Origin of the sequence: Clostridium weizhouense, assembly GCF_019431045.1 — a bacterium.
Taxonomy (GTDB): Bacteria; Bacillota; Clostridia; order Clostridiales; family Clostridiaceae; genus Clostridium; species Clostridium weizhouense.
This window is the reverse complement of sequence record NZ_JAHXPT010000001.1, coordinates 231,347-248,180: the sequence shown is the minus strand read 5'-3', so window position 1 is coordinate 248,180 and position 16,834 is coordinate 231,347. Positions and strand designations below refer to the sequence as shown.

Annotated in this window: 17 protein-coding genes; 8 read left to right on the top strand and 9 right to left on the bottom strand. The window is 26.1% G+C overall.

Annotation, left to right across the window (positions count from 1 at the left end):
• Nucleotides 1-101 precede the first annotated feature (101 nt).
• The 4 genes from KYD98_RS01135 to KYD98_RS01120 all read left to right on the top strand — a co-directional run bounded on the left by KYD98_RS01135 (nucleotide 102) and on the right by KYD98_RS01120 (nucleotide 4,763).
• Nucleotides 102-785, top strand: coding sequence for a DUF4097 family beta strand repeat-containing protein (locus tag KYD98_RS01135; RefSeq protein WP_219777752.1), 684 nt, complete (start codon nucleotides 102-104; stop codon nucleotides 783-785).
• Nucleotides 786-802: 17 nt separating this feature from the next.
• Entirely contained in the window at nucleotides 803-1,684 is an 882-nt protein-coding gene (locus KYD98_RS01130) for an ABC transporter ATP-binding protein (RefSeq protein ID WP_219777751.1), read from the top strand.
• Nucleotides 1,677-3,281, top strand: coding sequence for a hypothetical protein (locus tag KYD98_RS01125; RefSeq protein WP_219777750.1), 1,605 nt, complete (start codon nucleotides 1,677-1,679; stop codon nucleotides 3,279-3,281). Before KYD98_RS01130 ends, KYD98_RS01125 begins: the two co-directional genes overlap by 8 nt.
• 270 nt (nucleotides 3,282-3,551) lie before the next feature.
• Entirely contained in the window at nucleotides 3,552-4,763 is a 1,212-nt protein-coding gene (locus KYD98_RS01120; protein WP_219777749.1) for a DUF5105 domain-containing protein, read from the top strand.
• A 134-nt stretch (nucleotides 4,764-4,897) separates the two neighbouring features.
• Here the strand turns inward: KYD98_RS01120 and KYD98_RS01115 are convergent, their stop codons facing one another.
• Nucleotides 4,898-5,758: an ABC transporter substrate-binding protein gene (locus tag KYD98_RS01115; protein WP_219777748.1), complete on the bottom strand. Its 861-nt coding sequence runs from the start codon at nucleotides 5,756-5,758 to the stop codon at nucleotides 4,898-4,900.
• Between the two features lie 812 nt (nucleotides 5,759-6,570).
• Here KYD98_RS01115 and KYD98_RS01110 point away from each other — a divergent pair.
• Nucleotides 6,571-7,602 carry an acyltransferase family protein gene (locus KYD98_RS01110; protein ID WP_219777747.1) on the top strand — a complete coding sequence of 344 codons (1,032 nt, stop codon included), beginning with the start codon at nucleotides 6,571-6,573 and terminating at the stop codon, nucleotides 7,600-7,602.
• Nucleotides 7,603-7,858: 256 nt separating this feature from the next.
• The gene (gene yjeM, locus KYD98_RS01105; RefSeq protein ID WP_219777746.1) at nucleotides 7,859-9,370 is read left to right on the top strand and encodes a glutamate/gamma-aminobutyrate family transporter YjeM; all 1,512 of its coding nucleotides are present in this window, start codon (nucleotides 7,859-7,861) and stop codon (nucleotides 9,368-9,370) included.
• A gap of 338 nt (nucleotides 9,371-9,708) precedes the next feature.
• Here the strand turns inward: yjeM and spoVAE are convergent, their stop codons facing one another.
• The 5 genes from spoVAE to KYD98_RS01080 are packed head-to-tail and all read right to left on the bottom strand — an operon-like array spanning nucleotide 9,709 to nucleotide 12,658.
• Nucleotides 9,709-10,062 carry a stage V sporulation protein AE gene (spoVAE, locus tag KYD98_RS01100; protein WP_219777745.1) on the bottom strand — a complete coding sequence of 118 codons (354 nt, stop codon included), beginning with the start codon at nucleotides 10,060-10,062 and terminating at the stop codon, nucleotides 9,709-9,711.
• Between the two features lie 22 nt (nucleotides 10,063-10,084).
• Nucleotides 10,085-11,086 (bottom strand): stage V sporulation protein AD, encoded by a 1,002-nt coding sequence (gene spoVAD, locus KYD98_RS01095; RefSeq protein ID WP_219777744.1) that lies wholly within the window; start codon nucleotides 11,084-11,086, stop codon nucleotides 10,085-10,087.
• On the bottom strand, nucleotides 11,087-11,566 hold the full coding sequence (spoVAC, locus tag KYD98_RS01090; RefSeq protein ID WP_219777743.1) for a stage V sporulation protein AC: 480 nt from the start codon (nucleotides 11,564-11,566) through the stop codon (nucleotides 11,087-11,089).
• 12 nt (nucleotides 11,567-11,578) lie between these two features.
• A complete protein-coding gene (locus KYD98_RS01085) occupies nucleotides 11,579-12,439 on the bottom strand; it encodes a DUF421 domain-containing protein (RefSeq protein ID WP_219777742.1) in 861 nt (286 codons plus the stop codon).
• Between the two features lie 12 nt (nucleotides 12,440-12,451).
• Complete coding sequence (locus tag KYD98_RS01080) at nucleotides 12,452-12,658, bottom strand: DUF1657 domain-containing protein (protein ID WP_219777741.1); 207 nt, start codon at nucleotides 12,656-12,658, stop codon at nucleotides 12,452-12,454.
• A gap of 248 nt (nucleotides 12,659-12,906) precedes the next feature.
• Here KYD98_RS01080 and KYD98_RS01075 point away from each other — a divergent pair, with 248 nt between their 5' ends.
• The gene (locus KYD98_RS01075; protein WP_069679860.1) at nucleotides 12,907-13,110 is read left to right on the top strand and encodes a DUF1657 domain-containing protein; all 204 of its coding nucleotides are present in this window, start codon (nucleotides 12,907-12,909) and stop codon (nucleotides 13,108-13,110) included.
• A gap of 355 nt (nucleotides 13,111-13,465) precedes the next feature.
• Here KYD98_RS01075 and KYD98_RS01070 read toward each other — a convergent pair whose 3' ends face one another.
• The 3 genes from KYD98_RS01070 to KYD98_RS01060 all read right to left on the bottom strand — a co-directional run bounded on the left by KYD98_RS01070 (nucleotide 13,466) and on the right by KYD98_RS01060 (nucleotide 15,844).
• Nucleotides 13,466-14,512 carry a galactose ABC transporter substrate-binding protein gene (locus KYD98_RS01070; RefSeq protein ID WP_219777740.1) on the bottom strand — a complete coding sequence of 349 codons (1,047 nt, stop codon included), beginning with the start codon at nucleotides 14,510-14,512 and terminating at the stop codon, nucleotides 13,466-13,468.
• Between the two features lie 223 nt (nucleotides 14,513-14,735).
• The gene (locus tag KYD98_RS01065) at nucleotides 14,736-15,101 is read right to left on the bottom strand and encodes a DUF4363 family protein (protein WP_219777739.1); all 366 of its coding nucleotides are present in this window, start codon (nucleotides 15,099-15,101) and stop codon (nucleotides 14,736-14,738) included.
• Nucleotides 15,102-15,115: 14 nt separating this feature from the next.
• Nucleotides 15,116-15,844 (bottom strand): DUF421 domain-containing protein, encoded by a 729-nt coding sequence (locus KYD98_RS01060; protein WP_219777738.1) that lies wholly within the window; start codon nucleotides 15,842-15,844, stop codon nucleotides 15,116-15,118.
• 301 nt (nucleotides 15,845-16,145) lie between these two features.
• On the opposite strand from KYD98_RS01060, the gene KYD98_RS01055 reads away from it, so the two are divergent.
• Nucleotides 16,146-16,685, top strand: coding sequence for a fasciclin domain-containing protein (locus KYD98_RS01055; RefSeq protein ID WP_219777737.1), 540 nt, complete (start codon nucleotides 16,146-16,148; stop codon nucleotides 16,683-16,685).
• Nucleotides 16,686-16,834 lie beyond the last annotated feature (149 nt).

Here is a 16,834-nt window from a genome sequence, read left to right as displayed (position 1 = left end):
ATTAATTTTAGTGATATATACTTTGGTTAACAAAGAAAATTTATAGAACATGAAATAAGAGAAGATTATATATGGATATTTGAAAATTAGGAGGTAAAGTTATGATAAAAAAAATGTTACAGATTTTATTAGTATTTATGTTGGTTATTATATTGGTAGGAGTAGGCATTGTTTATTTTTTACCAGGTAAAACAATTAATGAAGAAAAAATTTTTACTTCACAGGAGATATCAAATTTACAGGAAATATCATTAAATGGAAATTTTGATATTAATATTACAGATTCTGATTCAAAGGATATAAAATGTAGTTTTTCTAAAACACAAAAGGGGTATGTAGCTAATGGGTATGAAATAGAAAGCAAAATTGAAAATAATGTTTTATATGTTACAACAAATAATCAAAAAGAATCATCAGTTGTTTTAGGTGGTGAGACTTTAAAAGTAAATATTGATATTCCCAAAAGCTATAAAAATAAATTATCAATAAAATCTAAACTAACTCCAATAAACATATCAAATTCGAATTCTGAAGATATAGAATGTAGTACAACAGATGGTAAAATTGAAATTTCTTTAGATAAAATATGCGGTGATATTTCTGTAAATACACACTTAGGAGATATAGATTTAAAATTACCTAAAGATGAAAAATTTAATTTATCTGCTAGTTCAAGAATAGGAAAAGTAATTAATAACCTTGAGTCAAATGTAGATTCTTCTACAAGTGATAAGCATATTAATCTTTCAGCTTTAGATGGGACAATAACTATAAGTGGAAAATAATTTTAGGAGGAAATATTATGCTTTCAATAAAAAATGTTTCAAAAAAGTATTCAAATGATTTTACAGCTCTTTCAAATTTTAATTTGGAACTAGAAGGGGGAGTAATAGGACTTTTAGGTGCGAATGGTGCTGGAAAATCAACATTAATGAAGATGATAGCAACAGTTTCAAAACCAAGTGAAGGTATTATCACTTGGAAGGGACACGATATTCATAAAAATGGAGATGAACTTAGACATGATTTAGGATATCTACCACAAAGTTTTGGAGTATTTCCTAATTTAACGGCTGTTGAATTTTTAAAGTATATGGCAGCTTTAAAAGGGATTAATATGAAAAAAGCAATAACTAGGATAAGCGAACTTATTGATTTATTAAATCTTAATGAAGTAGCTAATAAAAGAATAGGAAATTATTCTGGTGGTATGAAGCAGAGAATAGGAATTGCACAAGCACTTTTAAATGATCCTAAAATTATTATATTTGATGAGCCTACTGTTGGATTAGATCCAAATGAAAGAATGAATTTTAGAAATTTAATTAATAGTTTATCTAAAGATAAAATAATTATATTATCTACTCATATAGTATCTGATGTAGAGTCTTCTGCTGAAAAAATTGTTCTTATGAATAATGGAAAACTTATATGCTTCTGTAAAAATGAAGAACTTTTAAATTCATTAGAAGGAAATGTGTGGGAGTACTTAACTCAGGAAAGTGAGCTTGAAGATATAAAAAATAAATATATAACAGGAAACATTATAAGAAGAAATGAAGGAATGGTAGTAAGAATAATATCAGAAACTAAACCAAAATCAGAAGCTGTAAATGTGCAGGCTACTCTTGAAGATGCTTATATTTATTATACTTCTGGAAAGAGAGGAAGAAATATTGAATAAGTTATGTCAAATTTATTATATAGGAATATCTGATTTTTTAGATAGGATAAGAAGAAAAAGTATATTTATTAGTACTCTTTTAATGATGTATATATCTTATTTATTTTTTCCACAAAATAATAGTAGTTTTTATTATACATTGAATTACAATTTTGAAGGATTTTTTTATAGGGGAATTTATAATTCTGTATGGCTTGGTTGGATTGCTACAATAGCATTTATTAGTGTTATAACCTTGATTGGTTTTTATTTTGTTAGAAATTCTATAAAAAGAGAAAGAGAACTTTTAATAGGTGAAATAACTGCTTCTATGGAGGCAAAGTCTTGGATTTTTATATTTGGAAAAACCTTTGGTAATTTATTATTTTTATTATTGCAAATGGTTATAGTGATTTTTATTACAATCATAATGCAGTTTGTGAGAGGAGAAAGTTATTCTTTTGAAGTAATTAAACTTGTAACACCATTTTTTATATTAGCAGTACCAACTTGTTTTATCATAGCAGTTATAGCTATAATTTTTGATATTATTCCTATACTTAGAAATTCTTTTGGGAATGTGGCATATTTCTTTGCTTGGTCTGGTATATGTGTAGCATCTCTTGGAGAATCAAAATCTTATTTAGCAGATGTTTTTGGAATGAATACTACAGCTAGAATAATTTTAGAACAATTCAAGAATAACTTTGATGAGTTTAAAGATATTGATAGTTTTAGTCTTGGAACAAATGGTCCACTTCATGATAATATTAACACTTTTGTAATGGATAACGTTAATATTGATATAACTGTATTTATTGGGAGATTATTTTGGATTGTTATAGGAATTTTAGTACTTTTTTTAATTGCTATATTTTTTAAAAGAAGTTCTCTTATAAGAACAAAAGTATCTACAAGAATAAAAAAGGGTATGGATATTAAACAAAAGGAATTTAATACTGAAAAAAGAATAGTTTTAAGTAAAATATTTGAAAATAAAACTTATTCTAATAATTTTAATATAATATTAAGTGAGCTTAAGATTATGTTTTCCACATGTAATTTATGGTGGTATTTAACAATGGTTTTATGTTCAATAGGAGTATTTTTTGCAAAAGGAGAAAACTTATATAAATTGTTAATTCCAATAATGTGGATTTCACCTATTTTTATATGGTCTAAATTAGGAACTATTCAAATGAATTTTAATATGGAAAATTATCTTGTTACTTATAAAAATTATAGAAAATCTCAAATGTATAATTCGGTTATTGCTGGAATTTTATTTACTATAATTATAAATATAAGTATAATTATAAAATTTATTTTATTAGAAAATTTTCTAGGAGTTATTTATATTTTAATGGGGATTTTCTTTGTAAATGCTTTTGGAATGTTTATGGGTAATATTACTAAAAATTCTACTGCTTTTGAAATAATTTATATAATCTTATGGTATGTAGGAATGTTAAATGATTTCACAAGTTTAGATTTTCTTGGTCTTACTAAAATAGCTGTAAGTAAACACATTCCAATTATGTATTTAGTAGTGGGAATTATATTGATAATAGCGTCAATTCTAATTAAGAAAAATCGAATTAATACTTTGAAAATTTAGATAGTTTAAATTTTAAAACAGATATATTATTAGATAGATTTAAAAGAGGATAATTCACTTTAATATGAAACTCACGGAAATTTTATTAGATTTTCGTGAGTTATTTTATTTTGAGAATTAGTAATGAAAATTGTATTATTTAATTTTGGAGTAAAGATTTTTTATAGATAATTATTACAAGAAAGTAAATAAAAACTTTTAATGTATTTAAGTAGATGATAGAATATAATCTGGGATTAAACAATAAGAAAAAAATTAGGGGGAACAATAATGAAGAAAAAAAGAATAATTAGCTTTTTTACATTAATAGTTTTATGTTTTTTATTTAGCGGATGTTTTGATAATAATGCAGCTAAAACTTCAGCTGAAAGATACTGTTCATTAATTTTTAAATCAGATCTAGATAATACTCAAAAATTAGGAATATCTGAGTCAGAAAAAGATGATCTAGTAAATAAATTTAAAGATAAGATCAAGGAACAACTTAAACATAATCTTCTTTTAATGGGATATTCAGCTTCAGATGATCAATTAAATTTAGTATCTGATGGATATAAAGAAGCACTTTCTAAAATTACATATAATGTAAAACAAATTTCAAAATCAGGTGATGAAGCGGAAGTTGAGATTTCAACTAATCATTTTGATATTAAAGAAATTGATGAAAAAGCAGCTATGGATGCACTGGATGAAACAGAGGATATGAGATTTACTATTGGTTATGAAGAAAATAAAAAGTTTAGTGAGATTTATTTAAATAAACTTGCAGAGGGACTAAAAAATGTAGAGGTAAGCTCTGAACAATCTAAAAATACATTTAAATTTAAAAAAGAAAATAATCACTGGATTCCAGATGATTCAGATAATTTCGGATATAAGTTAGTTAAATTAGCAACAAATAATAAAAATCCTGATTTAAATATCAATGAAGAAAGTATTTCTCCAGAAGAAAGTGCTAAAGTATTTTGGGATTTAGTAATTAAATCTGATAGTACTTCTATAGAGAAAATTGGATATAGCAAAGCTTTTGGAGAAAGAATAATAAAAACTATGAATAAGTCAGAGTTAGAAAGTTTAAAAAAAGAATTTAAACAATCAGGTGTTTCACCATCAGATGATCAAATACAAGGCATAGTAGATGCTTTAAGAAGCGCAATAAGTCAAAATTCAGTTGATTTTGAAGTAGTATCTAAAACAGATACTACAGCAGAAGTTAAAATATCAGCAACATCAATAAATTTAGATTCAATAGTTAATGATGTATCAAATGAAACTAGAAATCAAATAATATCAAGTAGAATGACAGATAAGCAGAAAGCTGTAGAATTATATTGTAGAAATCTTGTAGATTCAATAAAAAATGTACAAGTAGGATCAACAAAGAGTGAACAAATATTCAACTTCTCTAAAATAGCAGATATGTGGATGCCAACAAATGTAGAGAAATTTTTTGAGAGTATTGGAAAACTGAATATACAATAAACTTTATAAAGGTTATATATGAATAGAGTGTATTAAAAATATAATGCTTTGCTTTGATAATAGAAAAAACTGTACATCTCTTTTGTACAGTTTTTTTATTGTAGACATAAATTTATTATAGAATTTTATTTAAGTTAATTACTATCATTAACTAAATACTCTTGGCCTAATCCGTATTTTGCAAGAATTTTTTGGATAGTTCTATCTTTTTTCATCTCATCAATTTTTTTATTCATTGAATTTAATAAATTAACATCATTTTTTCTGACTGCTATTCCTACGATTCCAGGATATTCAGGTGTATAAGGTTCTAGTATTTTTAAATATAGATTTCCTTTAAATAATAGGTATTGTCCGATTATTGAGTCCATTATACCAGCATCTATTTTTTTAAAGCTTATTGCTGTTAACAATTCAGGTATATCGTCAAAGACAATTACATCTTTCACTTTACCTTCTTTTTTCCATTTTTCTGCCAAATCTAGATACACTGATCCTTTTTGTGCTCCTACAACTGCATCTTTTAAATCTTCAACAAAATTAATTCTTGAGACTTTTGGCACAATGATAGCTTCTGATTGTTTATAGAGTGGATAAGTGAAATCTACTAATTCTTTACGTTTATCTGTAATAATAATTCCACTAGCTGCTACATATGTACTATCATCACTATTTAATTTTTCAAATAAATCTGAAAAAGGAACTATTTTCATATCTACTTTATTAAAACCTAGTTCTTTTGCAATTTCATTCATTATATCTATATCTATTCCAGTCGGTTCATCTGTTTTAGGATCTATAAAAGAGAAGGGAGCAAGATTAGATGTTAAAACAGTAAATACTTTTTTGTCTTTAATTTGTTCTATTTTATTATTGTTTTCTGTAGTGTTTGGAGTTAAAGTATTAGTGATTTTTGCACTACATACTTTAGAGAATCCGATACAATTTATAAGTAAAAGAAATAAAATTATAATTTTTTTATAATTTCTTTTCATAAATAATATCCTCCTTAAAAATAATTATGCTATTTTTAAAAATATATTGTATATATTAATAAATAAATTAAGTATAACTGTATAAAAATATCATTATTTATGTGGAGATAATTCTATAATAGAGCAAAAGAAGAAAAAGTAGTCCAAAAGGACTACTTTTTCATTTGTAAAATGGTTTTGTGGTCACTTTTTTATTGTTGTGAGAAAGTTTCCCCTATCTATATAAAGTATATTTATAATATATTTTATTTTACTTTATTATTGCCTTTATCTTCATTATTCTTATTTTTATTTTTATCAGTATTACTCTTATCATTTTTATTCTTGTTATATTGACATTTACCCATTAATATCACCACCTTATCTTATTCTTTTATTATTCACGGAAGAAGTTTACGTTATTCATATTTATAAATAAATTTTAGAAAGTACTTTTCCAGTACAATAAATTATAAGTTTTAAAGTAATGTAAAAAAATATAAAAAAGTTAAATCTTTATAGTAATCACTAAGATAATAAATGGATATTTTACATTAATAAAATGTTAGTAAGTATGACAGATTTTAAAGATTAAGACTTTCATTTATAATTTAAATCTACAATAATTTAAATATAGATTGGTGTAGATTTTTTTTAGTCTTAAATAAAATTAGCAACAAGAATTAAATAAGTATAAATTGAGAAAAATTACATATATTGTATAATGGAATGATAGGATTTAATTTTGTGATAATATAGGGGAGAAATTTTAAGAGTAAAAAACAAAAAAATATCTATAAGGTATTAGTACAAATTATTAGGGGGGTTAAATCATGGAAAAAGAAGCTAAAAGGTATGATGCAATAAATATTTTAAGAATTGTATGTGCTTATTTAGTAATTGTAATTCACTTAATAGCATTTCAATCATTAGGTGATACAGCAATATATGTTACAAGTGATTTTATTTGTAGAATTTCAGTTCCATTCTTCTTTATAACATCAGGTTACTTTTTTTATTTAAAAGTAAATAAAGAAGGTTATCTTAAAACATATGTAATGAAATTAATTAAAATTTATGTAATTGCAACTATTGTCTATTTAATAGTGTTTATACCACTTATACCATTTATGTATCAAATGTTTGTTAAAGGAGGAATAGGGTTTACCTTAAAGCTATTTTTAGTGAACAGTATTTCTGGCGCTATGTGGTATTTTCCTGCACTTATTATTTCTATCTGTGTAGTAAATCTTTTTCTAAAAAAAGATTTAATAAAGCCTTTAATTGTGACAAGCATTATTTTATTACTAATAGGACTTATGGGAGACAGTTATTATGGATTGATTAAAGATAGTCCATTTATACATATTATAAATGGTTATAATTTCATCTTTGATAACACAAGAAATGGTATTACATTTGGTGTTCCTTTTATTACGATAGGTGTTTTAATTAATAAGTATAAAATAAATGAAAAAGTTAAAAAGCCATTAATTTTCTTAATTTCATTTTTTATAATTTTTGGAGTGGAAGTATATTTTTTAATTCATAATGGAATAGCACAGGATTACAATATTTATTTTTCAGAAGCATTGGTTGTTCCGATAATATTTATTATAGCATTGAATTCAAAGATTAAAATAAGTGACAAAGCATCTAGCTATATGAGAGAAATGTCTGTATGGATTTATGTTTTTCATTCATTGATACCAACTATTTTATATTTTTGTAAAATAGAAATATCAAATAGTATTGCAAGATATTTAGTAGTTTGCGTAATAGTAACTTTAATAGCTTATATCATTACAAAAATTAAGTTCAGAAAGAAAGATTTTAATAAAATGGTTAATAAGAAAAATATATAAAAGCATTAAAAATTTAAAAAAATTAAACTTGGTATTTAATTAGGTAGAAAAAGGAACTATCGCATTAGCAGATTAAAAAATGCGATAGTTCCTTTTTTTTAGCTATAATAATTAGTCTGCTGATTAGAGGTTATACATAAAAATAATTCAATGTGGAGAAAGTACTATTATTATAGCCTAAATAAAATAACAATATAGAGATATAAACAAAAGACTTAAAAATTTAAAAATAAACTATAAGATAAGGAGGAAAAAAATGAAGTCAAGCGTAAAATCAATAAAAAGATTAACCTTGGTACCTTTGACATTAATGATTTTTACATCTGTTTATGGATTTAACAACATTCCAAGATCATTTTATAAGATGGGTTATGCTGCTATTCCCTGGTATATTTTTTCAGGAATAACCTTCTTTGTTCCATTTGCATTAATGGTAGCTGAATTTGGTTCAGCCTTCAAAAAGGAGAAAGGTGGAATATATTCATGGATGGAGAAATCTATAGGGCCAAGATTTGCATTTATAGGAACATTCATGTGGTACTTTTCTTATATAACTTGGATGGTTAATGTTGCATCTGGGATGTGGGTTACTGTGTCAAATGCTATATTTGGAAAAGATACAACACAAAGCTGGGCTTTATTTGGTTTTGAAGGACCACAAGTATTGGGGATTTTAGGAGTTTTATGGATAATATTAGTAACTTATATATCAACAAAAGGTATTGATAAGATAAAGAAAGTAACTTCATTAGGTGGAACTGCTGTTTTATTATTAAATGTATTTCTTTGGATTGGCGCTTTAGCAGTTTTTTTAGGTAATAATGGACAATTAGCTCAACCAATTGAAGGTTTAAAATCATTTATACAAACACCCAATCCTAAATATACTGGAGATATAATTGCTTCATTAGCATTTATAGTATATGCTCTATTTGCTTATGGAGGAATAGAAGCGGTGGGTGGATTAGTTGACCAAACTGAAAAGCCAGAAAAAATTTTCCCTAAAGGAATTATTATTTCTGCAACTATCATTTCAATAGGATATTCAATAGGAATACTATTTATTGGTATATTTACTAATTGGGAAACTATAATGGGAATTAAAGAGGTTAATTTAGGAAATGCAAGTTATATAGTTATGGCTAATTTAGGATATTCAATTGGGAAAGCGTTTGGAGTGAGTGAGAATACTGCTATAGTTTTAGGAAAGTTTGTTGCAAGATATGTTGGACTTTCAATGTTTTTAGCATTATCGGGTGCATTTTTTACACTGATGTATTCTCCATTAAAACAAATAATTGAAGGAACACCAGCTAAATTATGGCCTGGAAAAGTTGGAGAGACTAAAGATGGATTGCCGATAAATGCTATGTGGATTCAAGCCACTATAGTTTGTATCATTATAGCACTAGTAGCATTTGGAGGAAGTTCAATGGCTGCATTTTTTAATATACTTGTTTCAATGACTAATGTAGCGATGACATTGCCATATGTGTTTGTAGCTATTGCATTTCCGTATTTTAAAAAGAAAACAAAGATAAAGAAACCATTCGTAGTATTTAAAACCCAAGGAATTGCAAATTTTTGGACCTGTATAGTTGTTTTAACTATAGGATTCGCTAATTTATTTTGTATAATACAGCCAGCTATAGAAGGAGATATACAAACAACAATATGGAGCATAGCTGGACCAGCAATATTTTCAATAGTTGCATGGGTAATGTATAAGAGTTATGAAAAAAATAATAAAGATGAAGTATTGAAATAGACCAATAAAATTATTATAAATAATTTATTTAATTTTTCAATTAATGTTGAATATAATATTGTTATTAAATTTTTAAGCCCATAATAATTATATAAAATATTATTATTAGTTATTTTACTGAAAATATTTAACAGAAAGATAAAGAAAAATTAGAGATATAATTATATTAAGAAATAAATAGACTTATATTAAAAATATTAAAAAATAATGGAGTAGTATAATATCATTTAATTTCTTAAAATGTGTTTTAAATTAAGATAACCAGTAACAATACAAAAATATATTGTTACTGGTTATCTTAATTTATATAAAAACTTTATATTTATAATAATTATGATTTAGCCTTTTGGTTTAAACACCATGGCAGAAATAAATCCAAAGATTATTGCAGCAGAGACACCAGCACTTACAGTTTTTAAAACGCCAGTAAATATTCCGATAAAACCAGTTTGTTCAGCATCAGTTATAGCTGCTGTTACAAGTGTATTTCCAAAACTACTTATAGGTACAAATGCTCCTGCTCCAGCAAATTTCACCAATGGGTCATATAAACCCAATCCGCCTAAAATTGCACCAACAACAACTAATGTACAAGTTACATGAGCAGGGGTAATCTTTAAAGTATCCATTAAAAGTTGCCCAATAACACAAATTAAACCACCTATTATGAATGCAAAAATAAATTTTTCCATACTTAATTTACACCTTCTTTTTTTACATTTCTATAGAAACAGCGTGTGCAACGCTAGGTATGCTTTCCTTTTGTTGAAAGGAAATAGGAGACATTAAAGCACCTGTTGCAACAATTAATATTTTCTTTAATTCTCCTTTTCGCATACGATTAAGTAAATGTCCATAAGTTACAACAGCAGAACAACCACAACCACTGCCACCAGAAAAACTTGGTTGGTCTTTTTTATATATTAAAAGTCCACAATCAGTAAATATATCTGTTGGCATGTTTATTCCATGCTTTTCTAATAAAGCATTAGCAAGTTCATGACCGACTTTTCCTAAATCACCAGTAGCAATAAGATCATAATGAGAAGCATCAATATTTAAATCCCTAAAATGAGCTTCAATTGTATCTACAGCTGCTGGGGCCATGGCAGCTCCAACGTTATAAGGATCTGAAATCCCCATATCTACAACTCTTCCTATTGTAGCAGATGTTATTTTAGGACCATTTCCACTTTGACCAAGGACTACAGCTCCAGCTCCAGTTACTGTCCACTGAGCTGTAGGTGGCCTTTGTACACCGTAATCAGTAGGATATCTAAATTGCTTTTCAGCAGCTGCATTATGACTACTTGCAGCTGCTAAAACATATTTAGCAGCTTTACTTTCTATTAATTGTGCTGCCAATGATAAACCTTCCATAGAGCTAGAACAAGCACCGAAAATTCCTAAAAAAGGTATCCCTAAAGTTCTTGCAGTAAAGCTACTAGAGATAATTTGATTCATTAAATCTCCACTTAAAAAAAAGTTAATATCTTCTTTTTGGATTTTGGATTTTTGTATTGCTCTTTGACAAGCATGTTCAAGTAAAGTTTTTTCTGCTTTTTCATAGCTATCTTGACCAAGCCACAAATCTTCAGAAATTATATCAAAGTCATCAGCTAAAGCACCATTACCTTCAAAAGGACCGCCAACGGCTGCAGAAGATAATATTGTAGGTTTAGAATTAAAAATCCAAGATTGATGTCCTTTAAGCATTTACATCGCCCCCAACCATATTATTGTCATTTTTATTGTAGCAACTACAAAAGCAGCAAAAACTCCATAAACAATAACTGCACCTGCAAGACTGAACATATTTCCAGCTACTCCAAGTACAAATCCTTCAGTTTTATGTTCAATTGAAGCAGAAGCTATAGAATTAGCAAAACCAGTAATAGGGACGGCAGTTCCACATCCAGCCCATTGACTAAGATGATCATACACTCCAAGTCCAGTAAATAAAACTGCGAAAAAGATTAGAACTATGGAAGTAGGGCCTGCTGATGTTTTCTCATCGAAATTAAAGTAGTTAATAAAAACCCATTGCAAGCCTTGACCAATGGTACATATTGTACCTCCTATTATAAATGCTCTAATACAATTATTTAAAATAGGTCTTTTAGGCTCTATACTAGTTACTAATGCATCATATTGTTGTTGAGTAGGAGTCATTTTTTTCTTTTTCATATTTGACATTTATTTCACCTTCTAACGTAATAAATATGGTTCAAGTTTTTTTATGACTTTTTCTAATTTTTTAGCATTTTCAGAGTACATGGTTTTTGCATCTTCATTGTCACAATCTAAAGAAAATGACATAAGATCTGCTAGACTTTTTTGAATGCTAGCATATAACATCTCTTTAACTTGTGCTTTAGGAATCTGTATCATATCATCAAAAAGATCAACATATAAATCTCCAGAAGAATCTACTTGACCTAAAAAAACATTTTCAAGGGTAACTCCTTGAATTTCAAGTTGGGCTGTAAGCCAACCGTGATTTAATCCAGCATTAGTAAGACCTTCATTTAATATATTTCCATCTAAAATAACTGTTTGTGGTTCTGCATTAGATGCTACTTTTTGTCCTAAATCATGTGGGGTAACAGGTTTTTTATCAGCTTTTAAACTAACATTTATATCACCAGTTGTTTCCATTACAGCAAATTCAACATCAGCTAAGTTGAATGCTTTTTTTGAACGAATTGTTTCTAAAAATTCTTGCCCTGTAATTCTTTCTTTAGATAGATTATCTTCCATTATTTTCCCATTTTTAATTAATACTCTTTCTTTACCATGTATTATGTTATAAATAGATTTACTTCTCATAGAAGCATAATCTAATATAATAGGCATTAAGGCCCAAACAGCCAATGTAATTAGCCCAAAGTAAATATTATCAAGTATATTTAAAGAAGTTAAAGTAATTATAATAGCTATGACTCCATAAGAAATAAAATCAAAAGGAGTAGCCCTAGATAAAGACTTTCTTTTCATGTATTTTGTTATAACAAATGTCAAAAAAAACAAAACTATTGAATTAAATAAAAGTATTAACCAAGAATCCATATTCCACCTCACTTAATTGCCTTTATATTGGGGTTCCTCAAACTCCATAAATCCTACTCTTTTTTCTAAGTCTGTTTTGATTTTATTTATTTCTTTAGCTGCCTGACTATAAATATCTCTAGCTTCTTTATCACGTTCTTGCAATGAATACATTCTTAAAGTAGCCTCAGCCCCCTTTAATGTAGTTAATGTTTGTTTTACCTTTGAAATTGCAGTCATATAAAAGTCTCCTTTATAGTTATTAAATTGTTTACTAACTTACTTTAACCAATAGTATTAATTTTAATTCATCTTTTGATATATAGATATTTATTTTAAATATCTATATATCAAAAGATGAATTATTAAAGTTTAGTGAATGTAAACTAAATTTAAAAGGAATATATTTCATTATAAATAAATAGAATATTTAAATTAATTATGAACAAAATATATTTGCAATAACAAAATATAAAGGAGGAATTTTTATGCCAACAGGAACAAAACTTGAAACAGCACTAGCTAGTGCTAAGGGGTTAGCAGCAGATATGAAGACATTTTCTTTAGATACAGATAATCAAGAAGCAAAGCAAATGTTTAATCAACTTGCAAGTACAATGGAAAATGTAGAACAAACAATTCAATCAAGACTTGATTTTGTAAAGCAAGAAGAACCTCAATATAATAAATAATAATTGAAATACTCTCATATCTAGCTAAATTTATATTTTATAGATATGAGAGTATATTAATATGTTTTTGAATTATTTTAGAATTATTAAAATATAAATTATTTACAAAAATAAATATTAAAAAATATATTATAACTATGTTTTTATAATATATTTAGGTAAAGAAAGAATCATTTTCACCCTAAATATTAAAAATAAATTTAATATTTAGGGTGATTTTCTATTAAAAAATATTTAATAAGATTAAATATTTTGGAACATTATTTATTTAAAAATATTTTAGTAATAAAATAGAGTATATAAGATTATCAATTTAATTAAATTTAAATATAAAATCTAAGAGTGAGACATTATATTATTTTTTATATTCTTTATAAGGTAGTCGAATTACAACACCAGTATCATCAAATTTATAATCTGTATTTTCAAGAGGAGGTTTTTTATAAGCTAGGTTCATTCCAATATTATAAAGCGCTTCAGCATTAGCTTGAGCATCTTGGATAACAGTCCCTGTCATATATCCTTTATTAACTAATTCAATAGCTTCTGGTAGTCCATCAATTCCAACAACAGGAATACTCATGGATTTATTACCTTTGTTATATCCGTATTTCTGTAACGCTTCAATAGCGCCTATTGCCATAGCATCATTATTTGAAATTATAGCTTCAATTTTGTTGCCGTATTTTAAAAATAAAGATTCAATAGCCTCTTTAGCTAAATCTTTACTCCATTCACCATTGAATGAGGTGAGTTCTTCTGTTTTTATTCCAGATTCATTAAGTGCCAAAATGGAATAATTTGTTCTTTGATCTACTATTGGATCACCAATTCGGCCTTTTAACATAATATATTGTAATATATTATCATTATTCTTATCGATATATTGTTTATTAGTATTCCATTCATTAGCGAGAATATTTCCTTCTATAATACCAGATTCTTTTCCTTGACTTGCAATAAAAACACCATAACGTCCAACAAACCTTATTAAATTTTCATCTGGCTCTCCCAATAGGATTAATGGCATGTTTTCTTTAATTATTTTATTTAAAATACTTCCTACTTCATCTAATTTTAGAGTATGTAAATTTACAATAAAAACATCAAAATTTTCTGTAAGAGCTTTATCAATACTTGCATTTTGTATAGTTTGATTTTCTTTTGCATTAAAAAAAGTAAATTCTACTTTATCAGGATTTTCTTTTTGAATAGTCTCTAAATTTTGTTTTACAAGAGAAAGATAGTCATCGTAACTATGTAAGAATACAGCTATTTTAATAGGAGCTTTTTTATTAAAATTTGAATTAGCACATACATTGTTTTTGAAAATTTCTATTGGTAAAATTATTATAATAACTAGAGTCATAATAAATATTAAAAATTTTTTTAGAATTTTCATTTGAATCCTCCATAATAGTTCTTCAGTTTATAACTAATTTTATGATGTGTTTTTAATAAAAAAATATACTGTATTAGTTCATTTTAAAATTTATAATGGAAGATGATGTTATCAAAATTAAATTTTATTCTTTTGTCATCTAATATATAAATTAAGTGTAAAATTAATAAAGATTAAATCACACTTAATAAATGGTTTAATCTTCATTAGTTATATAATATATTTATTTACCTAATCCATCCCAATGATCATAAGCTTCTTTTAACTGAATAAGTGAGGCAGATTTATCTTTTGCCATTATGGCACCATCAAGACGTGCTATACTAGATTTAAAAGAATTTATTTCATCTCTTTCTGAACTAAATTGAATTCTTTTAACTATTTTTTCCCAAGTTTTTGATAAACTTTTTGTTTTCTCATTAGCAGCATCCCAGTTACCTGATTCTACATCTTCAATAATTAATTGTATTGAATTAGGAATACTAATCTCTGTGCCTAATGATTTCTTTAAAATACTAGTACTAAGCATAATCGCTATAAAAAAAATCAATGATACTATAGGAATCGTTATGACTAAAAATTTTCTCATAATAACATTTCTCCTTAATATGGCCCTTTATAATCACCAATATCAGTTATTTTTACAGTATGATCATCATATTTATCTATATATAATGAACCAGAAGGGGTAAGTGTTGCAAGAAATATCTCTGAAACATCTTTGACTTGGTACATTTTTAGCTGATCTATAAGCCATTTTTCGGTTTTGTTAAGTTGTTTTAAGTTTTGATGCATAATAATACCATCATAGATAAGTTCTGTACTTATACCTGATGGTGCTTTAGTAATATTCATGTCTTTAGGTGTTAAAGGTTCATATTGTGGTTTTTTTAATACAGATAATTGCCCATTTGGTTCAATAATTGCAAAATCTACTTGCGATAGATCAAAAACATCTTTATTTCTTAATAATCCCATTATATCAGACACTTTATATTTCATTTTTCTAAGTGCATTTTCCATTATTTTACCGTCCATAATTATAATTGTAGGTTCGCCATCTATATATTTTGAAGCATATCTCCATTTTAATGTAATATATTCCATTGAGTATCCTAGTATAGACCAGACTAGAAGACCTACAAAATGAGGCCAAGCTCTACTAGATAAATCTGTTGTAAGAGTTGAAGCCATAGAACCAATTGTTATTCCAAGTACATAATCGAAAAAACTTAACTGACTTATTTGTTGTTTACCTAAGATCTTAGCAAAAATAAGTAAGGAAAAAAATCCAATAATAGAACGTACTAAAACTACTAAGCCTTCATTCAATTTTTATACCTCCTAATCTTAATAATATAGATTTATTATTTGATTTAAAGTAAATTTTATACTATTAAAGTTATTTATATTTAATTATGAATAACTTTAACATTATAAAATTAGATTAAAAATTAAAAATAATTAAAGTACAGAAATATATTTATAACGTATTAAAACAATATAAAACTACATTAATTAATAAACAATTATTTATAAGGGGTAAAAATTTCAAATTAAAATAATAAATATAATGCTAAGTAAATTGACATAATAAGATTTATTAAATATAAATTAGAAAAGGAGTTTTGTTATGAAAAAGAAAATTAGCCTAATTATTACTTTAACTTTAATGGTATCACTATTTAATATCATTGGGTTAAATTGTTATGCTCATGCACAAGTTACAAATTTAGCGCAAAAGGAGGAAGTTGATGAGTCAAAAGATATTGTTGATATTGCTAGTGCTGACAGTAGATTTAAAACTTTAGTAAGTGCTTTAAAGGCAGCTGGATTAGTTGAAACACTTAAAGGTCAAGGTCCATTTACAGTATTTGCACCAACAGATGATGCATTTGCAAAGATTCCTAAAAATACACTTGATGATCTTTTAAAACCTGAGAATAAGGAAAAACTTACAAAAATTTTAACTTATCATGTTGCACCAGGAAAGTTAACTGCAGAAGAAGTAGTAAAACTAAATGGTAAAGATTTAAAGATGTCAAATGGAGAGAAAGCAAAAATAGAAGTAAAGAATAAAGAAGTATATATTGATGGAGCTAAAATTGTGGTTACTGATATTAAAGGTAAAAATGGAGTAATACATGTAATAGATACAGTAATGATGCCATAAGTTAGCTTTAGAAATTAAAAGTTCTCTGAAATATTTTAGAGAACTTTTAATTTTATAATTTAATAATAAACTTTTTTATTTATTTTTTCATATAGCTTGATACCAGAATGAAGAAAACAATTTTTAAATTTACAAATTTATTAATATTT

Excerpts from the sequence above, each read along its gene's own strand:
- KYD98_RS01135 (WP_219777752.1), top strand. The coding sequence starts at position 102 with ATGATAAAAAAAATGTTACAGATTTTATTAGTATTTATGTTGGTTATT.
- KYD98_RS01130 (WP_219777751.1), top strand. The coding sequence starts at position 803 with ATGCTTTCAATAAAAAATGTTTCAAAAAAGTATTCAAATGATTTTACA.
- KYD98_RS01120 (WP_219777749.1), top strand. The coding sequence starts at position 3,552 with ATGAAGAAAAAAAGAATAATTAGCTTTTTTACATTAATAGTTTTATGT.
- KYD98_RS01115 (WP_219777748.1), bottom strand. The coding sequence starts at position 5,758 with ATGAAAAGAAATTATAAAAAAATTATAATTTTATTTCTTTTACTTATA.
- KYD98_RS01110 (WP_219777747.1), top strand. The coding sequence starts at position 6,571 with ATGGAAAAAGAAGCTAAAAGGTATGATGCAATAAATATTTTAAGAATT.
- yjeM (WP_219777746.1), top strand. The coding sequence starts at position 7,859 with ATGAAGTCAAGCGTAAAATCAATAAAAAGATTAACCTTGGTACCTTTG.
- spoVAE (WP_219777745.1), bottom strand. The coding sequence starts at position 10,062 with ATGGAAAAATTTATTTTTGCATTCATAATAGGTGGTTTAATTTGTGTT.
- spoVAD (WP_219777744.1), bottom strand. The coding sequence starts at position 11,086 with ATGCTTAAAGGACATCAATCTTGGATTTTTAATTCTAAACCTACAATA.
- spoVAC (WP_219777743.1), bottom strand. The coding sequence starts at position 11,566 with ATGTCAAATATGAAAAAGAAAAAAATGACTCCTACTCAACAACAATAT.
- KYD98_RS01085 (WP_219777742.1), bottom strand. The coding sequence starts at position 12,439 with ATGGATTCTTGGTTAATACTTTTATTTAATTCAATAGTTTTGTTTTTT.
- KYD98_RS01080 (WP_219777741.1), bottom strand. The coding sequence starts at position 12,658 with ATGACTGCAATTTCAAAGGTAAAACAAACATTAACTACATTAAAGGGG.
- KYD98_RS01075 (WP_069679860.1), top strand. The coding sequence starts at position 12,907 with ATGCCAACAGGAACAAAACTTGAAACAGCACTAGCTAGTGCTAAGGGG.
- KYD98_RS01070 (WP_219777740.1), bottom strand. The coding sequence starts at position 14,512 with ATGAAAATTCTAAAAAAATTTTTAATATTTATTATGACTCTAGTTATT.
- KYD98_RS01065 (WP_219777739.1), bottom strand. The coding sequence starts at position 15,101 with ATGAGAAAATTTTTAGTCATAACGATTCCTATAGTATCATTGATTTTT.
- KYD98_RS01055 (WP_219777737.1), top strand. The coding sequence starts at position 16,146 with ATGAAAAAGAAAATTAGCCTAATTATTACTTTAACTTTAATGGTATCA.